Below are 16,584 nucleotides of genomic sequence, written 5' to 3'. Positions count from 1 at the left end.
AATTCAATATGAAAAAGCAATTATTATTATATCTATTTATTATTTCTGCATTGATTAATGTATTTACTTATATGTATTTCACAAAAAAAGAAGTATCGGTAAAAAAAGAAAATGAAGTAGCTTTAAAGAAAAAACATGATAGTATCATTGTAATGTATAATGATATGGTTGATGCTAATTATTTTGCATTAGAAACGAATGATAATGCTCAAGATTATTTAGAAAATTACAACATAACAGAATTGATTCCAAAGGTTAAAGATGCACTAATGGAGTATAATTTTGCTCCAGAAGGAAATAAATATACTGATCAACCTGTCATGGGTGGAAAAAAGTTTATTGTAAACAAAATAAAATTATTAAATCACCGTTGGATAATTGCTGACTATAGCAATGGTGATTTATGGGGTGAAGTTTTGGTTAAATATTTTATAAATGACGATGGAAGTTTTCGTTTTGAAACAATGGAATCTTATCTTTATCCAATGCAAAAAACAAGTTATTAGATGAAAAAAATTATTTTAGGAATAGTAATTTTTTCTTCATTATTATCATGTAATTTGATTAATAAAAATGAAGAAAAACCAAAAGAAGTCGATGCTGCAAAAGATGTAGTTTTAGGTGGCGATAAAGATGCTGATGGATGTTTAGCTTCTGCTGGATATACTTGGTCAAAACTTAACAAAGAATGTGTTCGAGTTTTTACAGGAGTTCAATTGCTTCCTGCTGAAAAAGTTGACGCCACTGAAGATGAAGCTGTTTTTGCGGCTTATGTACTTTTTGATAAAACAAAAGATAATGCCGAAATATTTTTACCTAATCAAGACGAATCTATTCTTTTAAAACGTGAAAGTGAAGGGAAACCATGGGTTAACGGAAGTTGGCAATTAATTCCATGGAAAGGTTTTGTCTTGAAAAAAGACGGACAAATCCTTTATTCAGGTGACGGACAAATTGGTAGTACTGTAACCGGAAGCGATGATAGTGAAGAAATTCCTGTAACGGAATAACAATATAATTTTAAAAATAAAAACGGCTAACAACTTTAAAATTTGTTAGCCGTTTTTTTGTTTCATATTTTAAAAGTTCTCTTGCAACCAATTTTTAAAATCATAAAAATTTTGTGGAGAAACGCCATGTCCAATAGGATATTCTTTATAAACAATTTCAACTCCTAAATCTTTAATTTTTGGGATTGAATTCCTTGCCCAATCTACAGGAACTACTTGATCAACAGAACCATGAGAAGCAAATATTTTTAATTTTGATAAGTCGTTATCTTTAAAGTTTTCAGTTGCAATTTCCTCATTGAAATAACCACTCATAGCAACAACTCTTTGCACTTTTTCTGGATAAGAAACGGCAACAGCATAACTCAAAATACAACCTTGACTAAAACCTATAAGCGTCACTTTATTTGCATCAATAGCATAACTTGAAACTACTTCGTCTATAAAATTTGCAATCAAATCTCTAGAAGTTTGTGCTTGACCTATATCTGAAAATTTGTTCTCATCAGCATCAAAGTTTATAGCGTACCAAGCATAACTTCCGTACATCATGTCATAAGGCGCACGTGCAGAAATTACATAATATTCTTCGGGTAATTCGGATGCGAACGAAAATAAATCTTCTTCATTACTTCCATAACCATGCAATAGTAAAAGCAATGGGTTTTTGTCTAATTTAATTTTAGGTTCGCGAACTAAGTGATGTAATGTCATATTTTATATTTTTTTTAAAAATCAATTTCAAAAATCAATTTCAACTTCAAAAATCTCGATACTATTTTAGTGAAATTTCAAATTTTTATAATCTGCGAAACTGTGGTTCGTTTTTTTATATTGTTTTAAACCATTTTTGAAATACGTTTCCTAATAATGGTAAAGGTGTAGTTTCGCCTTTAGCAGCTGTGAAAATCCCGTAAACGGTTAAAATGGAAATGAAAATCCACATTGGAGCTGCAATTAAAATACTTTCAAAATGGCTTATGGAAACTCCAAGAATGATAAAGGTTAATGTTAATCCTAATCCTTGACGAATATGAAAGGATGCAAATTTATTTTTTGTTTCAGAGTTCATTGACAATGCAATTAAAACGCCAACAATTAAAATGTAACTTGTTACAGCAGCAGTTTTTCCCTCTTTGATTTCTTCAAGTGTCATTTTATGCTAAGATTAATTTTGAATTATTATAAACTCCAACTACTTTTCCTTTCATTTTTGAACCAAGAAAAGCACAATTTTTAGATTTTGATAGAATGTTTTCTTTTGTAAAAGTCCAATCTTCATCAGTTGTAAATAAGGTAATATTGGCAGATTTTCCCTCTTCAATTGTATGCGATTCAATTTTGAATATTGCTCTTGAAGCCGTTAATTTTTCTACAATTTTATCTAATGGTAAAACCGTCAAAAGTGAACCAAATGCGCTTTCTAAACCAATCGTTCCGTTTTTAGCTAAATCGAATTCCATTTTTTTATGCTCAATATCAATTGGATTGTGGTCTGAAGTTATAATGTCAATGGTATTGTCTAAAACGCCATCAAGTAAAGCTTTTCTGTCTTCTTCCGTTCGTAAAGGTGGTGAAACTTTGAAGCGAGTATCAAATCCATCCAATTTCTCATCGGTTAAAACCAAATTATGAACAGCAACACTACAAGTTACATTTAATCCTTTAGTTTTTGCCTCTCGAATCAAAGCAACAGATTTTGCTGTTGAAATCGTTGGAATATGCATTTTTCCTCCTGTATATTCCAATAAAAATAGGTTTCTTGCCACGATTAATTCTTCGGCTAAATTCGGAATACCTTTTAATCCTAATCTTGTTGAAACAACTCCTTCGTTAACAACGCCGCTTCCTTTAATTTTTTCATCTTGACAAAAAGCAAGTACTAATCCATCAAAATCTTGAACATATTGTAATCCGATTTTTAACAAATTAGCATTTGATAAACTCTTATTATAATCACCAAAAGCAATTGCTCCAGCATTTTTCATATCAAAAAGTTCTGCTAAATCAGTTCCGTCGCTATTTTTTGTCAAAGCTCCAATAGGATATAAATCGGTTGCTGAATTTGCTGCTTTTTGTTTTACAAATAATACTTGCGATTGATTATCAATAATTGGAAAGGAATTAGGTTGCAAAGCAATTCCTGTAAAACCACTTTTTGCGGCAACTTGTAATCCATTTGAAATCGTTTCTCGGTCTTCAAAACCTGGTTCACCTAATGAAACACTGCTGTCAAACCAACCTTGTGATAGATTAAGATTTTCTTTCTTTATTTCGGTATAATCATCAGAAGGCGAGAGGTTTGTTCCAATTTTTTCAATAGTTCCATTATTGATTTTTACATCAACTATTTGATTGTGAAAAGGACTTTTAACATCAACAATCTTGGCTTCTCGGATGATTATTTTCATTTTACAAATTTTAGTTATTCTTTTTCAACAATACTTTTTATTCTTTCTTGTAATGCTTCTTTTTCAGGTAGATAAAGTTGATATTTAGAAACAAATATTTTATTAGTTATTCCTTTGATAGCATATTCTACAAATACATCGTCTTTTTCGGTTGTTAAAATGATACCAATTGGAGGATTATCACCTTCAACATTTTGTTCCATTTCGAAGTAATTTAGATAGAGATTCATTTGGCCAATATCTAAATGTTCAACTTCATTAATTTTTAAATCAATAAGAATAAAGCATTTTAATATTCTGTGATAAAATACCAAATCTACATAATAATGTCTATTTCTTAAAGTAATTCGATGCTGTCTTCCAATAAAAGCAAAACCTTTGCCAAGTTCTAATAAAAACTCTTGAAGATTATCAATTATTTTTTGTTCTAACTCTTTTTCTGAAAAGGATTCTTTTTCAGATAAATTTAAAAATTCAAGAACATATGGATCTTTTATTAAGTCAGTTTCAGATTCAATTTTTTGTCCAAAATTTGATAAATTTAAAATTTCGTCTTTTTGTTTTTTTAGAGCCAGTCTCTGATATAAAGCAGTTGATTTATTTCGTCTTAATTCTCTTATGCTCCAGTTTTCATTGCTAACTTGATTTTCGTAAAAACGTCTTTCTAAATCATCATCAATTTTAAGTAATTCATAATAATGTCCCCAACTTATTTGGTGTGACAGTGTTACACCATCAGGGTATTTTAAAAAAAATAATCTCATATAGGTGAGATTAGAGCGAGAAAATCCTTTTCCAATTTGTAAAGTTAATTCTTTTGATAATTCAATTAATAATTGACGACTAGATTTATCCGTTATATTTTTTTTTGTTTCTTGTTCAATAATTAGTTTTCCAATACTCCAATAGGTTATGATTATTTCAGAATTAATATTTCTTAAAATATTTTTTCTAGAATTAACAACTAATTCTTTTATTGTGTTTATTAATTCAATATTTTCCTGATTACTTAAAATCATTTTACAAATTTTTGAATTAAAACTTCTATTGCAACAAATAATAGCGCTAAAATGATAAACCATTTCCAAATTTGATTATCACTTCTGTCAGCTTGTAGTGTATCAAATATTGAAGCTACATTGTTTATTTCTTTATAATCACTAACCGCATCAGGATTAGCATTGGTTAAATTACTTTCTGAACGATTGTAGTTGAAACTCAATTTTCCTATAGGATTTTCTTTGTTTAAAATGTCAAAGTTTCCTGCTTCTTTCGGATTGTCATTAAAGGTAAGTTTGACTTTATTGTTCAGGATTTGCTGAATTGGAATAAAACTTTCTGTGTCATTTTTAACATTTACAATTTCGTCTTTTGTCAAAAGAGTTTCCACTATAAAAGGTTTACTTTCTCCAATAATTGAGGCGTTAATTCCAGCTTTTTGGGAATTTTGTGCCATATTATAAAACGTTGGAACAATTAATGGTGAATTTTGAAAATTACTATTTCCTTTATTAATTGGCGCATTGAAAACATAAACTGATGAAACCCCATTTTGAATGGCACTCAAAAACGAACTTTGATCGCTATATCCTAAAACCATTGGTGCTGCACTATTCAAATCAAAAGAAGTTTTAGTGTTAGGATATTGAAAATTATCTACTTTCTTTTCAAATACACTTCCAAATAACGGATGACTGAAATTGATTTTTGTAATCATTTTTTCAGAATTATTCAACGATTTAAATTGAATGCCTCCAAAAGCAGAAAGGAAAGTATTCAGATTTGAAACTACACTTTCTGAACTCGGAATTAAAATCACATTTCCTCCTTTTTCTACAAATGATTTTAAAGTAGTTTGCAATGCTTGTGGAATATCTTTCAATTCATTTAAAACAATGGCATCTTGCTTATCCAGTAAATTGTAATCTAAAGTTTGTAATGAAAAATTAGAATAATTAAATTCGTCTTCGGTATAAATTCTTGATAAATAGCTGCTTTTTTCAGCATCACCAATACTAATTACATTACTTTTTTCAGGTTTTGAAATAGAGAAATAATAGTTGTTGTCATATTCTAATCCATTGTCAGCAATAGAAACATAGCCATGAAAATCTTCTTTTGGAATGGTAAAATTGATGGTTTTACTTTTAGATTCGAAGTTTACTAACGTTTTAGCGGTTAGTTTTTTATTATTGTATAAAGCAATTGGAATGTCTTTAAAATCAGTTCCAAAAGCATCCAGTTTTACTCCAATTTCATAAAAATTATCTAAAACCTGATTGACATAAACACTATCGATAGCAATATTATCAGTTTTTTCAGCCTCAGGAATTATAAAGTATAAATTTTCATCTTCTTTAGTGTTTTTCACTTGATTAGGTTGTAAACCAACAGCATCTGTGATAACAACTATATCTTTGTTAAAAGCCGATTTGTGCGCTTTAATTTTTGCTAAAAGATTATCTAATTGAAAAGGAGAAGCACTGTATTTTAAGTTTTGCAACTCTTTTTGAATGGACTTAATATCGGTGTTCCAATAGTTGTCTGAACAAGTGAGTAATGAAAAATTAACATTTTCTGGTGAATGTTCTAATAAATCTTGAACAGCGCGTTTTAGTAGCTCGCCTTTTTGACCTTTGGCTTGCATACTGAAGGAATTGTCTAAAACGATGTACAATTCGTTAGTTGCATTTTTACTGTCTTTTGCTTTAAAAAAGGGTTGAGCAAAGGCAAGAATAAGGAAAGCCAATAACAACAATCGACTAGCAAGTAGTAAGTATTTTTTGATTTTAGAACTTTTTCTAGTTTGGATAGAAAGCTCTTTTAGAAACTTTACATTGGTAAAAAATTCGGTTTTAAATTTTCTCAATTGGAAAAGGTGCACCAAAATTGGAATAACCAATAAAAAAAGAAAATAAAGTATTTCTGGATGTTTGAATTGCATATCAAAAAAGATTGGTCAAAAATAGCAAAAAATTATTAAATTTTAATCAGATTTTTAGACTATTCACTCGCAACAGTGTCTTTCAAAGTAAAAGGATAATCTCCAAAAAGTACCGACAAACGTTTCATTTGAAAAGTCTTTCTTGTAAATTTATTAGAAAGCGCAATAATTACCGCATTTTCCTTTTTTAAATTGATATAACTTGCTGTGTTTCCGTGCCACCAACCATTATGATAATATAGTTTTTGACCGGTTTCCCATTCGCGCAGTCGAATTCCTAAACCATAATTTTTAATTCCTTTACTTTCATAACTATATCCTTTGTAAACCTCGTCAAGTAGTTTTTTTGGTAAAAAAGTTGGAGCATTTCTTGCCAAATCAAATTTGAGTAAATCTCTTGGTGTAGAGTAAATATTTTTATCACCATAAACGGCGTCAAGAAAATCAAAAGGATATTTTTGATAGTTAAATTTATAAGAAGGAGTTCCTTTTTCAATAGGTGTAGTTTCATCAAAAACAAAGGTATTTTTCATTTCCAATGGATCAAATATAATTTCCTTCATGGCTTTACTGTAACGTTTTCCAGTTACTTTCTCAATGATTAAAGCCAATAAAACATAATTAGTGTTATTGTAAGTAAAGTGTGTATCCGTTTTATAATCTAAAGGAATGTTTTTTGTGATAAGAATGTTCAGAATGTCTTTATTTGTAAGTGTTTTGTCTCTTCCCCAAATGGCTTTATCATCGCAGAAATAGTTGTATTTTTTCAATCCGCTTCGATGATTTAGTAGTGTTCTTATGGTGACATCTGGATAGGGAAAACCTTTAAAAATCGTTGTTAGTTTTTGATCTAAAGTAATTTTTTTTGCTTCTACTAATTTTAAAATTGCGGAAGCGGTTAGAACTTTGGTAACAGATGCAATATGTAATGGCGTTTCTGGAGAATTTAAAACATTATTTTCTTTATCAGCAAATCCATCATATTTCTCATAAATAATTTGACCATTTTTTGCCACTAAAAAACTCATGTTTTCAAAATCATTGGCAAAATTATTAGTAAAAAAATTTTCTATTTCACGTTTTTTGGTCTTTTTATATGCATCAGAAAGTTTTGGCAATGAATCTTCTAAAGGAAGCATTGCATACTCAACAGATGGCTTTTTCTTTTGGAAAGGGTTTTTTAGTTTGCCTGATTTATCGCAACTCATAAGCAATAAAAAAGTAGCAAAAAGTACTATATATGGTAATCTATTATGGTTCATTTTTGGTTAGCTTGAAAAACAAATATAACAAACAATACATCAATCAAATTTCTTGAAATGTTATAATAATTATAAAATTATCAACAATAGTATTCAATTAATTGAAATTCAATAATTAAACTTGTTGTTTATTTTTCAATAAAAAGTTTTGAAAACGTTTTCGTTACAACTACTTTTGAGGTCTCAAAAAAATAAAGTTAAAATGAAGTTTGGAATTATTAAAGAAAGAAAAAATCCACCCGATAGGAGAGTTGTTTTTACGCCTGAAGAATTAGTTAGATTAAAAACTGAACATCCTGAAGCTCAAATAAAAGTAGAAAGTTCTGATATTAGAGTTTTTTCAGATGAAGAGTATAGTAATTTAGGTTTAGAAGTTGCAACAGATATGACCGATTGTGATGTTTTATTTGGTGTAAAAGAAGTTCCAGTAGATGCATTAATTCCTAATAAAAAGTATTTTTTCTTTTCGCATACAATAAAATTTCAACCATATAATAGAAAGTTACTTCAAGCAGTTTTAGAAAAAAATATAGAATTGTACGACCATGAAACTATTGTTGATGCTAACAATAAAAGACTTATTGGTTTCGGAAGATATGCAGGAATAGTTGGTGCATACAATGGATTTAGAGCATTCGGAATTAAGTATGATCTTTTTAATTTGGCGAAAGCCGAAACATTAAAAAGCAAGGAAGATTTAATTGAAAGATTAAGAAGACCAATGCTTCCAAATATTAAAATTGTGCTTACAGGTCATGGAAAAGTAGGAATGGGCGCGAAAGAAATCCTCGATGGAATGAAAATTAAAGAGGTTTCAGTTGATGACTTTTTAAATAAAGTTTATACACAACCCGTTTATACTCAAATTGATGTTTTAGATTACAATAAAAGAATTGATGGCCAAGTTTTAGATAATCAAGATTTTTATAAAAATCCACAAGAGTATGTTTCCGATTTTGAACGATTTACTAAAGTTGCAGATATTTATATGGCAGGACATTTTCATGGAAATGGTGCGCCCGATATTTTAACACGTGAAATGTTAAACGCTCCAAAAAATAAAATTCAAGTCGTTGCAGATATTTCTTGTGATGTTGATGGTCCAATTGCATGTACTGTAAAAGCATCAACCATTGCTGAACCATTTTTTGGATATTTGCCAAGTGGGCACAAAGAAGTTTCCTATACACATCCAGGTTCAATTATGGTAATGTCGGTTGATAATTTGCCTTGCGAATTGCCTAAAGATGCGAGTGAAGGATTTGGAGAAATGTTTATGGAACATGTGATTCCAGCTTTTTTTAATGGTGATAAAGATGGAATATTGCAAAGAGCTAAAATAACCGAGAAAGGTAAACTCACAGAAAGATTCCAATATTTACAAGATTATGTAGATGGAAAATAGCAAAAAAATCCCGATTCGTTTCGGGATTTTTTGTTAATAATAAAAACTATATATTTGATACAATAAAATTTGTGTCGTGAAAAAATATTTCTTTCATAGTTTTTTGTTTCTTTTATTGAGTTTTAGTGTAAAATCTCAGCAATTGTTACCTTTTGTTGAAAATTTTACAAAAACAGAATATAATGGCGATAATCAAGTTTGGAGTGTTTGCCAAGGGAATGATAATGCTATTTATTTTGCGAACAATCATTATTTTTTGCGTTACAATGGAGTGAAATGGGAGAAGTACACGTTGCCTAACAAAACTATAATTCGTTCCGTTTTTGCTGATAGTGATAAAATATATTGTGGTTCTTATAATGAATTTGGATACTGGAAACGAGTTCATGGCGAAATGAAATACACATCATTATCAAAAGGTAAAAAACTTTTTACAGGCGCTTCAAATAATGAAGAAATTTGGAAGATATTCAAATTTAAAAATCAAATTTACTTTCAATCATTCAATGAAATTTTTATTTTAAATGGTAATAAAATTGAAAAGATTAAGATACCATTTCAAATTTCTTATTGTTTTCCTCTAAAAGAAAAATTGTACGTTGCTTCAGTTACAAATGGTGTTTATTTACTTGAAAATAAAAAGTTTGTAAAAATTAATAAGTGGATTACTCTCGAAAATACTATAATTCATTCTATTGATTCAAATTCTGATGGTACTTTTATATTTACAAAAAAGAATGGTGTTTATGTTGAAAAGAATGGAATTTTATCTACTTGGAATCATCCAATAAACACTATTTTAAAATCAGAGTTAATCATTACAGCAAGATTTATTGATAATGATAGATTAGCCATTGGGACAGCTTTTAAAGGTGTTTATGTAGTTGATTTTAAAAAGAATAAAACCATAAGTATAAATAGAAATAATTCTTTAAAGAACAATTCGATTTTAAGTATTGGATTTGATAAAGAAAATGATTTGTGGTTAGGAATGGATAATGGCATTGCTCATGTTGAAATTAATTCTCCGTTTTCAGTTTTTTCAGATAATTCAGGAGTTTTGGGTTCTGTTTATGCGATTTCACCAACAAAAAATGGTTATTTGCTTGGTTCAAATCATGGTTTGTTTGTTTATGAAAATAATTTATTGAGGTTTATTGATAATTCACAAGGGCAAGTTTGGGATATTAATAAAGTTGATAATAATTATTTAATTGGACACAATGATGGAACCTTTTTGTTTGATAATACTTCCTACAGAAAAGTAAATCCAATAAATGGAGGTTGGCAATTATTGAAAAACAACTTTTCGAACAATTATTTTATGGCACATTATGCAGGAATAATTGCATACTCTAGCGATGATTTTTCTAATTTTAAACGATTAGAAGGACTGACAAAACCTATAAAAACGGTTGCCCAGAATAAAGAGGATGAGTTATGGGCTGTTGATAATTATAAAAGTTTATATAAAATTAATTTCAACCCTGATTTTAAGGTTAAAAGGATAGAAAACGTTACTAAAAGTAATGGAATTTCAAATGATTATGAAGTAAAAATGTTTAACTACAAAAATCAAATTTTATTTCTTATCCACAATTCATGGTACAATTATAATTCATTGACTAATAAATTAGAAATCAATTCGGTTTTCAATAAATTATTTAAGGATATTTCACAAATAATAGCTGTAAATAATGAGCAATTTGTGATTTTAAAAAATGGATTATTTTACCTAATTACTCAAGATGATAATGGCTTTATTAGTGAGCTAATTCCTGAAAAATATTATAAAGGAAAAATTGTAAATCAAGATACAAAAGTGTACCAGTTTGGGAAGGAATTGATAATTAATCTTGATGATGGTTTTTTTGTTTTTGAACCTACTAAATCCAAATTGAATATAGGAGTTATAAAAGTAGAAGGGTTTTATCAAGGCAAATTGATTGATGAAGATTTTAATTTAGAACACAATCAATCTATTGATTTAAATATTATTTCACCATATTATGGGTATAATGAACTTACATTATTTTATAAACTTAATAATACGGATGAAATGTTGCCAATATCAAATGGTAATATTAATTTGAATAACTTAACAAGTGGTAATCAAGAGGTTGAAATTTTTTATAATAACGGAAATGATTTTAAAAAGATTACATCATATGAGTTTAATGTAGCACGACCTTGGTATTTTTCTTTTTGGATGATATCATTTTACATATTGTTTTCATCTACGCTTTTGTTTTTATATTACAAATGGAATAAAATTAGATATTTAGAAAAAATAAAGTTAAAAGAAGAAGAATTAAAACATCAAAGAGAAATACTTCAATTAGAGTTAGATGCCGAAAATAAATTGAAAATTCAAGAATATGAAAAACATATTTTAGAAATTCAGGTGCAAACAAAAGCCTCAGAGGTAGCAGGGAAATCATTATCTATTGCAAAACAAACTGAAATGATAGAAGGTATTCAAAATTTACTTGAGAAAGAAAATGATATCTCTAATTTGAAAAATAATATTCGAAAAACTATTAAAATGAATTCCATCAATAAAAAAGAATGGGAAACGTTTGAAAATAATTTATTTAAAAGTCATGAAGATTTTATAAAAAGACTATCAATTAAATATCCTGCATTAACTTCAAAAGATAAAAAGCTTTGCATTTACCTCAAAATGAATTTAACTTCAAAGGAAATAGCTCCTTTAATGAATATTTCTTATCGTGGAGTTGAATTACATCGTTATAGACTCAGAAAGAAACTCAATATTGACCAAGAAATCAATCTTTCTAGTTTTATGAATAATATATAAAGTTAATGAATTATTTATCGATGTAATTTTTTTACAGTGAATTTTTTATAGATTTACTAATTTGTTTGCTACATCATATATACATCATTTGTAATTATTGATGATTAGTTGATATTTAATTTTTGATATTTTATAGTATTGAAAAACAATATTTTAAATAATATTTTACTATTATTGATGTAGTTATGTAGTATAAAATTCACTGCAACTATAACGATGTAATGATTATATTTGTGTGTACAATCCAATTATTACATTTCAATCATGAAAAACAGTATTCTAATTTTATTTTTATTGCTCTTTTCAGGAACTTTATTTTCACAAGAAATTGCGGGTAGAGTTGTTGATGAAAAGGGTAATGGTCTTCCAAGTGCAAATATTTCTAATGTTACTAGCAAACTAAATGTTGCCTCAGACTTAGATGGAAATTTTAAAATTAAAGCAAACAAAGGTGATAATCTTAAAATTTCGATGGTTGGTTACACCACAAAAAATGTAAAAGCAACATCAAATATAGTAATAGTACTTCAAGAAGAAGTTAGTACAATAAATGAAGTTGTAGTTATTGGTTATGGTACTAAGAAAGCTGGAGCAATTACAGGTTCGGTTTCACAAATTAAAGCAGCTGATATCGTAAAAACACCAGCACAAAATGCTATTCAGGCAATTCAAGGTAGAGCAGCAGGTGTTAATATTGTTACAAATGACGAACCTGGTGCAAATCCAACGATAAGAATTAGAGGTTTAGGAACTTTACTTGGAGCAAGAGATCCATTGTATATAATAGATGGAGTTGAAGCATCAAGTTTGAATGGTTTAAGTCCAAACGAAATTGCTACACTAGATATTTTAAAAGATGCTTCATCATTAGCGATTTATGGTCAAAAAGGTTCAAATGGTGTAGTTGTAGTTACCACAAAAAGAGGAAAAGGAGAAATTAAAGTTAATTATGATGCTTATTATGGTCAGAAATTTATTCAACGTAAGGTGAAAATGTCTGATTCTTATAGGTATGCGTACTATAACAACACTGCTCTTGGTTCATCTTCCTATTTTAATTTTACGCAACCTAATAATACAACATGGTTAGATGAAATAACGTCGACTGGTGAAGTAATAAGTAATTATATTTCTTTATCTGGCGGAGTTGATAATGCAAATTATTATTTTGGAGCAACAAACTATAAAGAAAAAGGAATTTTAAATGGAACTGAATTTGAAAGAACAAACATTAGTTCAAGAAATGAGTTCAAACTTCTAAATAAAACTTTGAAAATTACCCCAGCAATTAATGTAGCAATTGTTAATAATACACCAAAACCATTAAGTGCTTTTACAAATGCTTACAAACAATCTCCAATTGTTCCTGTGAAATTCGCAAACGGTCGTTGGGGTGTTCCTTTGAGAGATCCAGCAACAGGTTTGATTGACATAAATGGTAGCGACAGATTTAATAATGTTGGAAATCCTGTTGCTCAATTATATTATACTAATGAGCAAAATAAAAATGTAACTCTTTTTGGTTCAATTGGTGCAGAATTACAAATTTTTAAAGATTTAAAATTCAATTCAAATTTTGGTGCTACTTACGATTGGTCAAGAGGATATACTTACACACCTTCACGAGAAATTTATTTATCTCAAAATCCAACGGATGAAATTGCAGATTATCCTGCAGCTTCTCCAATAAACACATTAAACCAAAGAAGAGGTAGTTCATATAGATGGAATTGGGACAACTTTGCAACATATAAAAAGGCATTTGGAAATAGTGAGTTAACTTTTGTTGCAGGAATGTCAAGAACTACTTCTAATACATCTGAAAATTTATCGGGAACAAGATGGAATGTTCCTGAACAATCTAATTATTGGTCATTAGATCTATCATCATACAATACTGAAATAGCTCCAGGTTCTGTGGTTAGTAATATCAATTCAACACCAGTTGTTTCAATTGCTTATTTTGCAAGAGCGGAATATGAATATGATAATAAATACTTATTTTCTGCAACAATCAGGAAAGAGGGAATTAGCGCATTTCAATCTGACAAACGTTGGGCATACTTTCCTTCAGTTTCAGCAGGTTGGGTTATTACTAAAGAAAGTTTTATGGAAAATGTAAAATTTCTTAATTATTTAAAATTTAGAGGTGGTTATGGTGAAGTTGGAAATGGAAATACACTCAACTCTTTAAATTTACCTGTTTTTTCATCTGGAAATAATTATGCATTTGGCGATGATCAAAATATTTACCCAGGAAATAATCAACCATATCAAGTAGATCCTAACTTAACATGGGAAACCATGAAAGAAATTGATTTTGGATTAGATTTCAAGGTTTTAAATAATAAATTATCAGGTTCAGTTGATGTTTATGATAGAAAATCATCTGATATAATTTTGCCGATTACACTTCCATCAGTTCTCTCACCAGGATTAGTAACAGTTAATACTGGCGATGTAAGTAACAAAGGTGTAGAAGTTTCTTTAAAATGGAATTCTAAAATTAATGACAATTTTAATTATTATGTTTCAGGAAATTATTCCTACAACAAAAATGAGTTAACAAATGTTGACAATTCTTATTTTTCAGATTTTATAGGCGGAAGTATCAATAATGGTCAATGGACTAAAAAGGTTTTAGTTGGTGAAGCATTAGGAAGCTTTTATGTTTATCAAGTAACTGGTTTAAATGGTGATGGTAATTTTACTTATAGTGATGAGAGAGTTGTAGCAGGTTCTTACCTTCCAACTTTTACTTATGGTTTTAGCTTTGGTGGAAATTACAAAAATCTTGATTTTTCTGTTGACGCTTATGGCGTTGGGGGAAATAAAATTTATAACGGTAAAAAGGCACAACGTTTTGGTGGTGAAAATGTAGAGTATGATGTTTTACAAGATTTTTGGACACCATCTAATCCTAATGCTACAAATCCAACACCATTTAATAACGTGCCAATATCCTCAACTTACTACATTGAAGATGGTGATTATTTAAGAATAAATAATATTACTATTGGTTATACTTTGCCTAAGGTATATGAAAAAATTGATAAAGTAAGATTATATGTTTCTGCAATCAATCCATTCATTTTTACAAAATATTCTGGCTATTCTCCTGAGTTATCAGGTAGCGGAAATGGCGATCCATTGGGAAGTGCAGGTATAGAGCTTGACGCATACCCAACAAACAAAACGTTCTTATTAGGTTTAAATGTTAGTTTTTAATACAAAACAGTTATGATGTCAAATTTTAAAATAAAAATAATTAGTCTTTTCTTATTGACCTTTGCATTAGCATCGTGTGAAGAAGATTTAGATGTTAAATCTCAAAATGCAATCTCAGAATTTGATTTTTTGAATAATCCTGATAATGCAGTCCAATTAGTTAATGGAGTTTACAATAAACAATTAGATTACAATATGTATTCTTTTTCATGGATTGGAATGACTAGTATTACTTCAGATGATGCAGATAAAGGTTCTACATTATCGGATTCAGGTTCTGATAAACATAAAATGGATAATTTAACATTTGAAGCATCGGATATATCATTTAAAGATGTTTGGAATGGCAGGTATGATGGAATTTATAGAGCAAATAATGCATTATTCTATTTAGAACAATTAACCATTGATGCAACTTTAAAAAATAGGTTGATTGGTGAAGTAAAGTTTTTAAGAGCATTGTTCTATTTTGATTTAGTAAGATGTTATGGTGGAGTTCCAATTGTTACTTCAAAAATTGATATAAATGATGTTGAAACAATAAATGAAATTGTTTTTACAAGAAGAACAAAAGCTGAAACTTATGCTCAAATTGAAGCTGATTTATTAGATGCCATTGAAAAACTACCTTTAAAATCACAATATGCTCCAAACGATTTAGGAAGAGCAAGTAAAGGAGCAGCTCAAGCACTTTTAGCCAAAGCTTATTTATATCAAGAAAAATGGATGGATGCTTATGATATGGCAGGAAATGTAATTACATCCGGTCAATATGCTTTACTTCCTGATTATTCTCATGTTTGGAGGGAAGTCGGCGAAAATAAATTAGAATCTATTTATGAGGTTCAAGCAACATTAACCCTTGGTTTAAGAGATTATACTAATGTTCAAGGTCCAAGAGGAACGCCAGATTTAGGTTGGGGTTTTAATACACCATCACTAAATTTAGCAAATTCTTATCAAGCAGGAGATGTTAGAAAAAATGCTACAGTAATGTTTGTACCATCAACGCTTTGGGATGGATTTGCTGCTCCAACATCATGGACTAATCCAAGATACAATTACAAAGCTTATCAAAGTCCAATTGCTGAACCGTGGAATGGAGACAAAGGTACAACAGCAAAAAACTTCAGAATTCTTAAATACAGCGATATTTTATTGATTAGAGCAGAAGCAGGTTTCCATGCTGGAATGACAGGTGAAGCTGTTGATAGAGTAAACGAAATTAGAACTCGTGCTGGTCTTCCAACACTTACATCAGTAACATTACAACAAATTTTAAATGAAAGACGTTGGGAAATGGCTATGGAACATGACAGATGGTTTGATTTGGTAAGAACAGGAACTGCTCAAAGTGCAATGGCTGCTGATGGTAAAACTTTCATCACCGGAACTCACGAACTTTTCCCAATTCCATTAGACCAAATAATTCAAAGTGGAAATCGATTAACACAAAATCCAGGATATTAACAAAAATTAAATTAACTTAAATTAAATATTTTA

12 protein-coding genes are annotated in these 16,584 nt (G+C 29.1%); 6 read left to right on the top strand and 6 right to left on the bottom strand.

Annotated features, from left to right (window positions below; translation table 11 throughout):
- Nucleotides 1-8 precede the first annotated feature (8 nt).
- Together Q0049_RS00190 and Q0049_RS00185 are read left to right on the top strand one after the other, a co-directional pair.
- Nucleotides 9-506: a hypothetical protein gene (locus tag Q0049_RS00190; RefSeq protein WP_298115046.1), complete on the top strand. Its 498-nt coding sequence runs from the start codon at nt 9-11 to the stop codon at nt 504-506.
- Nucleotides 507-1,010 (top strand): hypothetical protein, encoded by a 504-nt coding sequence (locus tag Q0049_RS00185; RefSeq protein WP_298115043.1) that lies wholly within the window; start codon nt 507-509, stop codon nt 1,008-1,010.
- Between the two features lie 69 nt (nt 1,011-1,079).
- On the opposite strand, the gene Q0049_RS00180 is transcribed toward Q0049_RS00185, so the two are convergent.
- The 6 genes from Q0049_RS00180 to Q0049_RS00155 form a co-directional block, all read right to left on the bottom strand.
- Nucleotides 1,080-1,724: an alpha/beta fold hydrolase gene (locus Q0049_RS00180; protein ID WP_298115041.1), complete on the bottom strand. Its 645-nt coding sequence runs from the start codon at nt 1,722-1,724 to the stop codon at nt 1,080-1,082.
- A gap of 115 nt (nt 1,725-1,839) precedes the next feature.
- Complete coding sequence (locus tag Q0049_RS00175) at nt 1,840-2,166, bottom strand: hypothetical protein (protein WP_298115039.1); 327 nt, start codon at nt 2,164-2,166, stop codon at nt 1,840-1,842.
- A gap of 1 nt (nt 2,167) precedes the next feature.
- Nucleotides 2,168-3,421, bottom strand: coding sequence for a dihydroorotase family protein (locus Q0049_RS00170; protein ID WP_298115036.1), 1,254 nt, complete (start codon nt 3,419-3,421; stop codon nt 2,168-2,170).
- A 14-nt stretch (nt 3,422-3,435) separates the two neighbouring features.
- Entirely contained in the window at nt 3,436-4,440 is a 1,005-nt protein-coding gene (locus Q0049_RS00165; RefSeq protein ID WP_298115033.1) for a PDDEXK nuclease domain-containing protein, read from the bottom strand.
- Nucleotides 4,437-6,365: a BatA domain-containing protein gene (locus tag Q0049_RS00160; protein WP_298115029.1), complete on the bottom strand. Its 1,929-nt coding sequence runs from the start codon at nt 6,363-6,365 to the stop codon at nt 4,437-4,439. Before Q0049_RS00160 ends, Q0049_RS00165 begins: the two co-directional genes overlap by 4 nt.
- A 59-nt stretch (nt 6,366-6,424) precedes the next feature.
- A complete protein-coding gene (locus Q0049_RS00155; protein WP_298115026.1) occupies nt 6,425-7,627 on the bottom strand; it encodes a serine hydrolase in 1,203 nt (400 codons plus the stop codon).
- A gap of 202 nt (nt 7,628-7,829) precedes the next feature.
- Between Q0049_RS00155 and Q0049_RS00150 the strand changes: the two genes are divergently transcribed.
- The 4 genes from Q0049_RS00150 to Q0049_RS00135 all read left to right on the top strand — a co-directional run bounded on the left by Q0049_RS00150 (nt 7,830) and on the right by Q0049_RS00135 (nt 16,551).
- Nucleotides 7,830-9,032 carry an NAD(P)-dependent oxidoreductase gene (locus tag Q0049_RS00150; RefSeq protein ID WP_298115023.1) on the top strand — a complete coding sequence of 401 codons (1,203 nt, stop codon included), beginning with the start codon at nt 7,830-7,832 and terminating at the stop codon, nt 9,030-9,032.
- A gap of 76 nt (nt 9,033-9,108) precedes the next feature.
- Nucleotides 9,109-11,853 (top strand): histidine kinase, encoded by a 2,745-nt coding sequence (locus Q0049_RS00145; RefSeq protein ID WP_298115020.1) that lies wholly within the window; start codon nt 9,109-9,111, stop codon nt 11,851-11,853.
- Between the two features lie 264 nt (nt 11,854-12,117).
- A complete protein-coding gene (locus Q0049_RS00140; RefSeq protein WP_298115018.1) occupies nt 12,118-15,081 on the top strand; it encodes a SusC/RagA family TonB-linked outer membrane protein in 2,964 nt (987 codons plus the stop codon).
- Nucleotides 15,082-15,096: 15 nt separating this feature from the next.
- Nucleotides 15,097-16,551 (top strand): RagB/SusD family nutrient uptake outer membrane protein, encoded by a 1,455-nt coding sequence (locus Q0049_RS00135; RefSeq protein WP_298115015.1) that lies wholly within the window; start codon nt 15,097-15,099, stop codon nt 16,549-16,551.
- Nucleotides 16,552-16,584: the final 33 nt, after the last annotated feature.

The organism is Flavobacterium sp. (assembly GCF_027484205.1).
In the GTDB taxonomy this organism is placed as follows: domain Bacteria; phylum Bacteroidota; class Bacteroidia; order Flavobacteriales; family Flavobacteriaceae; genus Flavobacterium.
This window is presented reverse-complemented; position numbering and strand designations above follow the sequence as displayed.

What these genes read in the sequence shown, in the direction of transcription:
- Q0049_RS00190 (WP_298115046.1), top strand. Translation starts at nt 9, where the DNA reads ATGAAAAAGCAATTATTATTATATCTATTTATTATTTCTGCATTGATT.
- Q0049_RS00185 (WP_298115043.1), top strand. Translation starts at nt 507, where the DNA reads ATGAAAAAAATTATTTTAGGAATAGTAATTTTTTCTTCATTATTATCA.
- Q0049_RS00180 (WP_298115041.1), bottom strand. Translation starts at nt 1,724, where the DNA reads ATGACATTACATCACTTAGTTCGCGAACCTAAAATTAAATTAGACAAA.
- Q0049_RS00175 (WP_298115039.1), bottom strand. Translation starts at nt 2,166, where the DNA reads ATGACACTTGAAGAAATCAAAGAGGGAAAAACTGCTGCTGTAACAAGT.
- Q0049_RS00170 (WP_298115036.1), bottom strand. Translation starts at nt 3,421, where the DNA reads ATGAAAATAATCATCCGAGAAGCCAAGATTGTTGATGTTAAAAGTCCT.
- Q0049_RS00165 (WP_298115033.1), bottom strand. Translation starts at nt 4,440, where the DNA reads ATGATTTTAAGTAATCAGGAAAATATTGAATTAATAAACACAATAAAA.
- Q0049_RS00160 (WP_298115029.1), bottom strand. Translation starts at nt 6,365, where the DNA reads ATGCAATTCAAACATCCAGAAATACTTTATTTTCTTTTTTTATTGGTT.
- Q0049_RS00155 (WP_298115026.1), bottom strand. Translation starts at nt 7,627, where the DNA reads ATGAACCATAATAGATTACCATATATAGTACTTTTTGCTACTTTTTTA.
- Q0049_RS00150 (WP_298115023.1), top strand. Translation starts at nt 7,830, where the DNA reads ATGAAGTTTGGAATTATTAAAGAAAGAAAAAATCCACCCGATAGGAGA.
- Q0049_RS00140 (WP_298115018.1), top strand. Translation starts at nt 12,118, where the DNA reads ATGAAAAACAGTATTCTAATTTTATTTTTATTGCTCTTTTCAGGAACT.
- Q0049_RS00135 (WP_298115015.1), top strand. Translation starts at nt 15,097, where the DNA reads ATGTCAAATTTTAAAATAAAAATAATTAGTCTTTTCTTATTGACCTTT.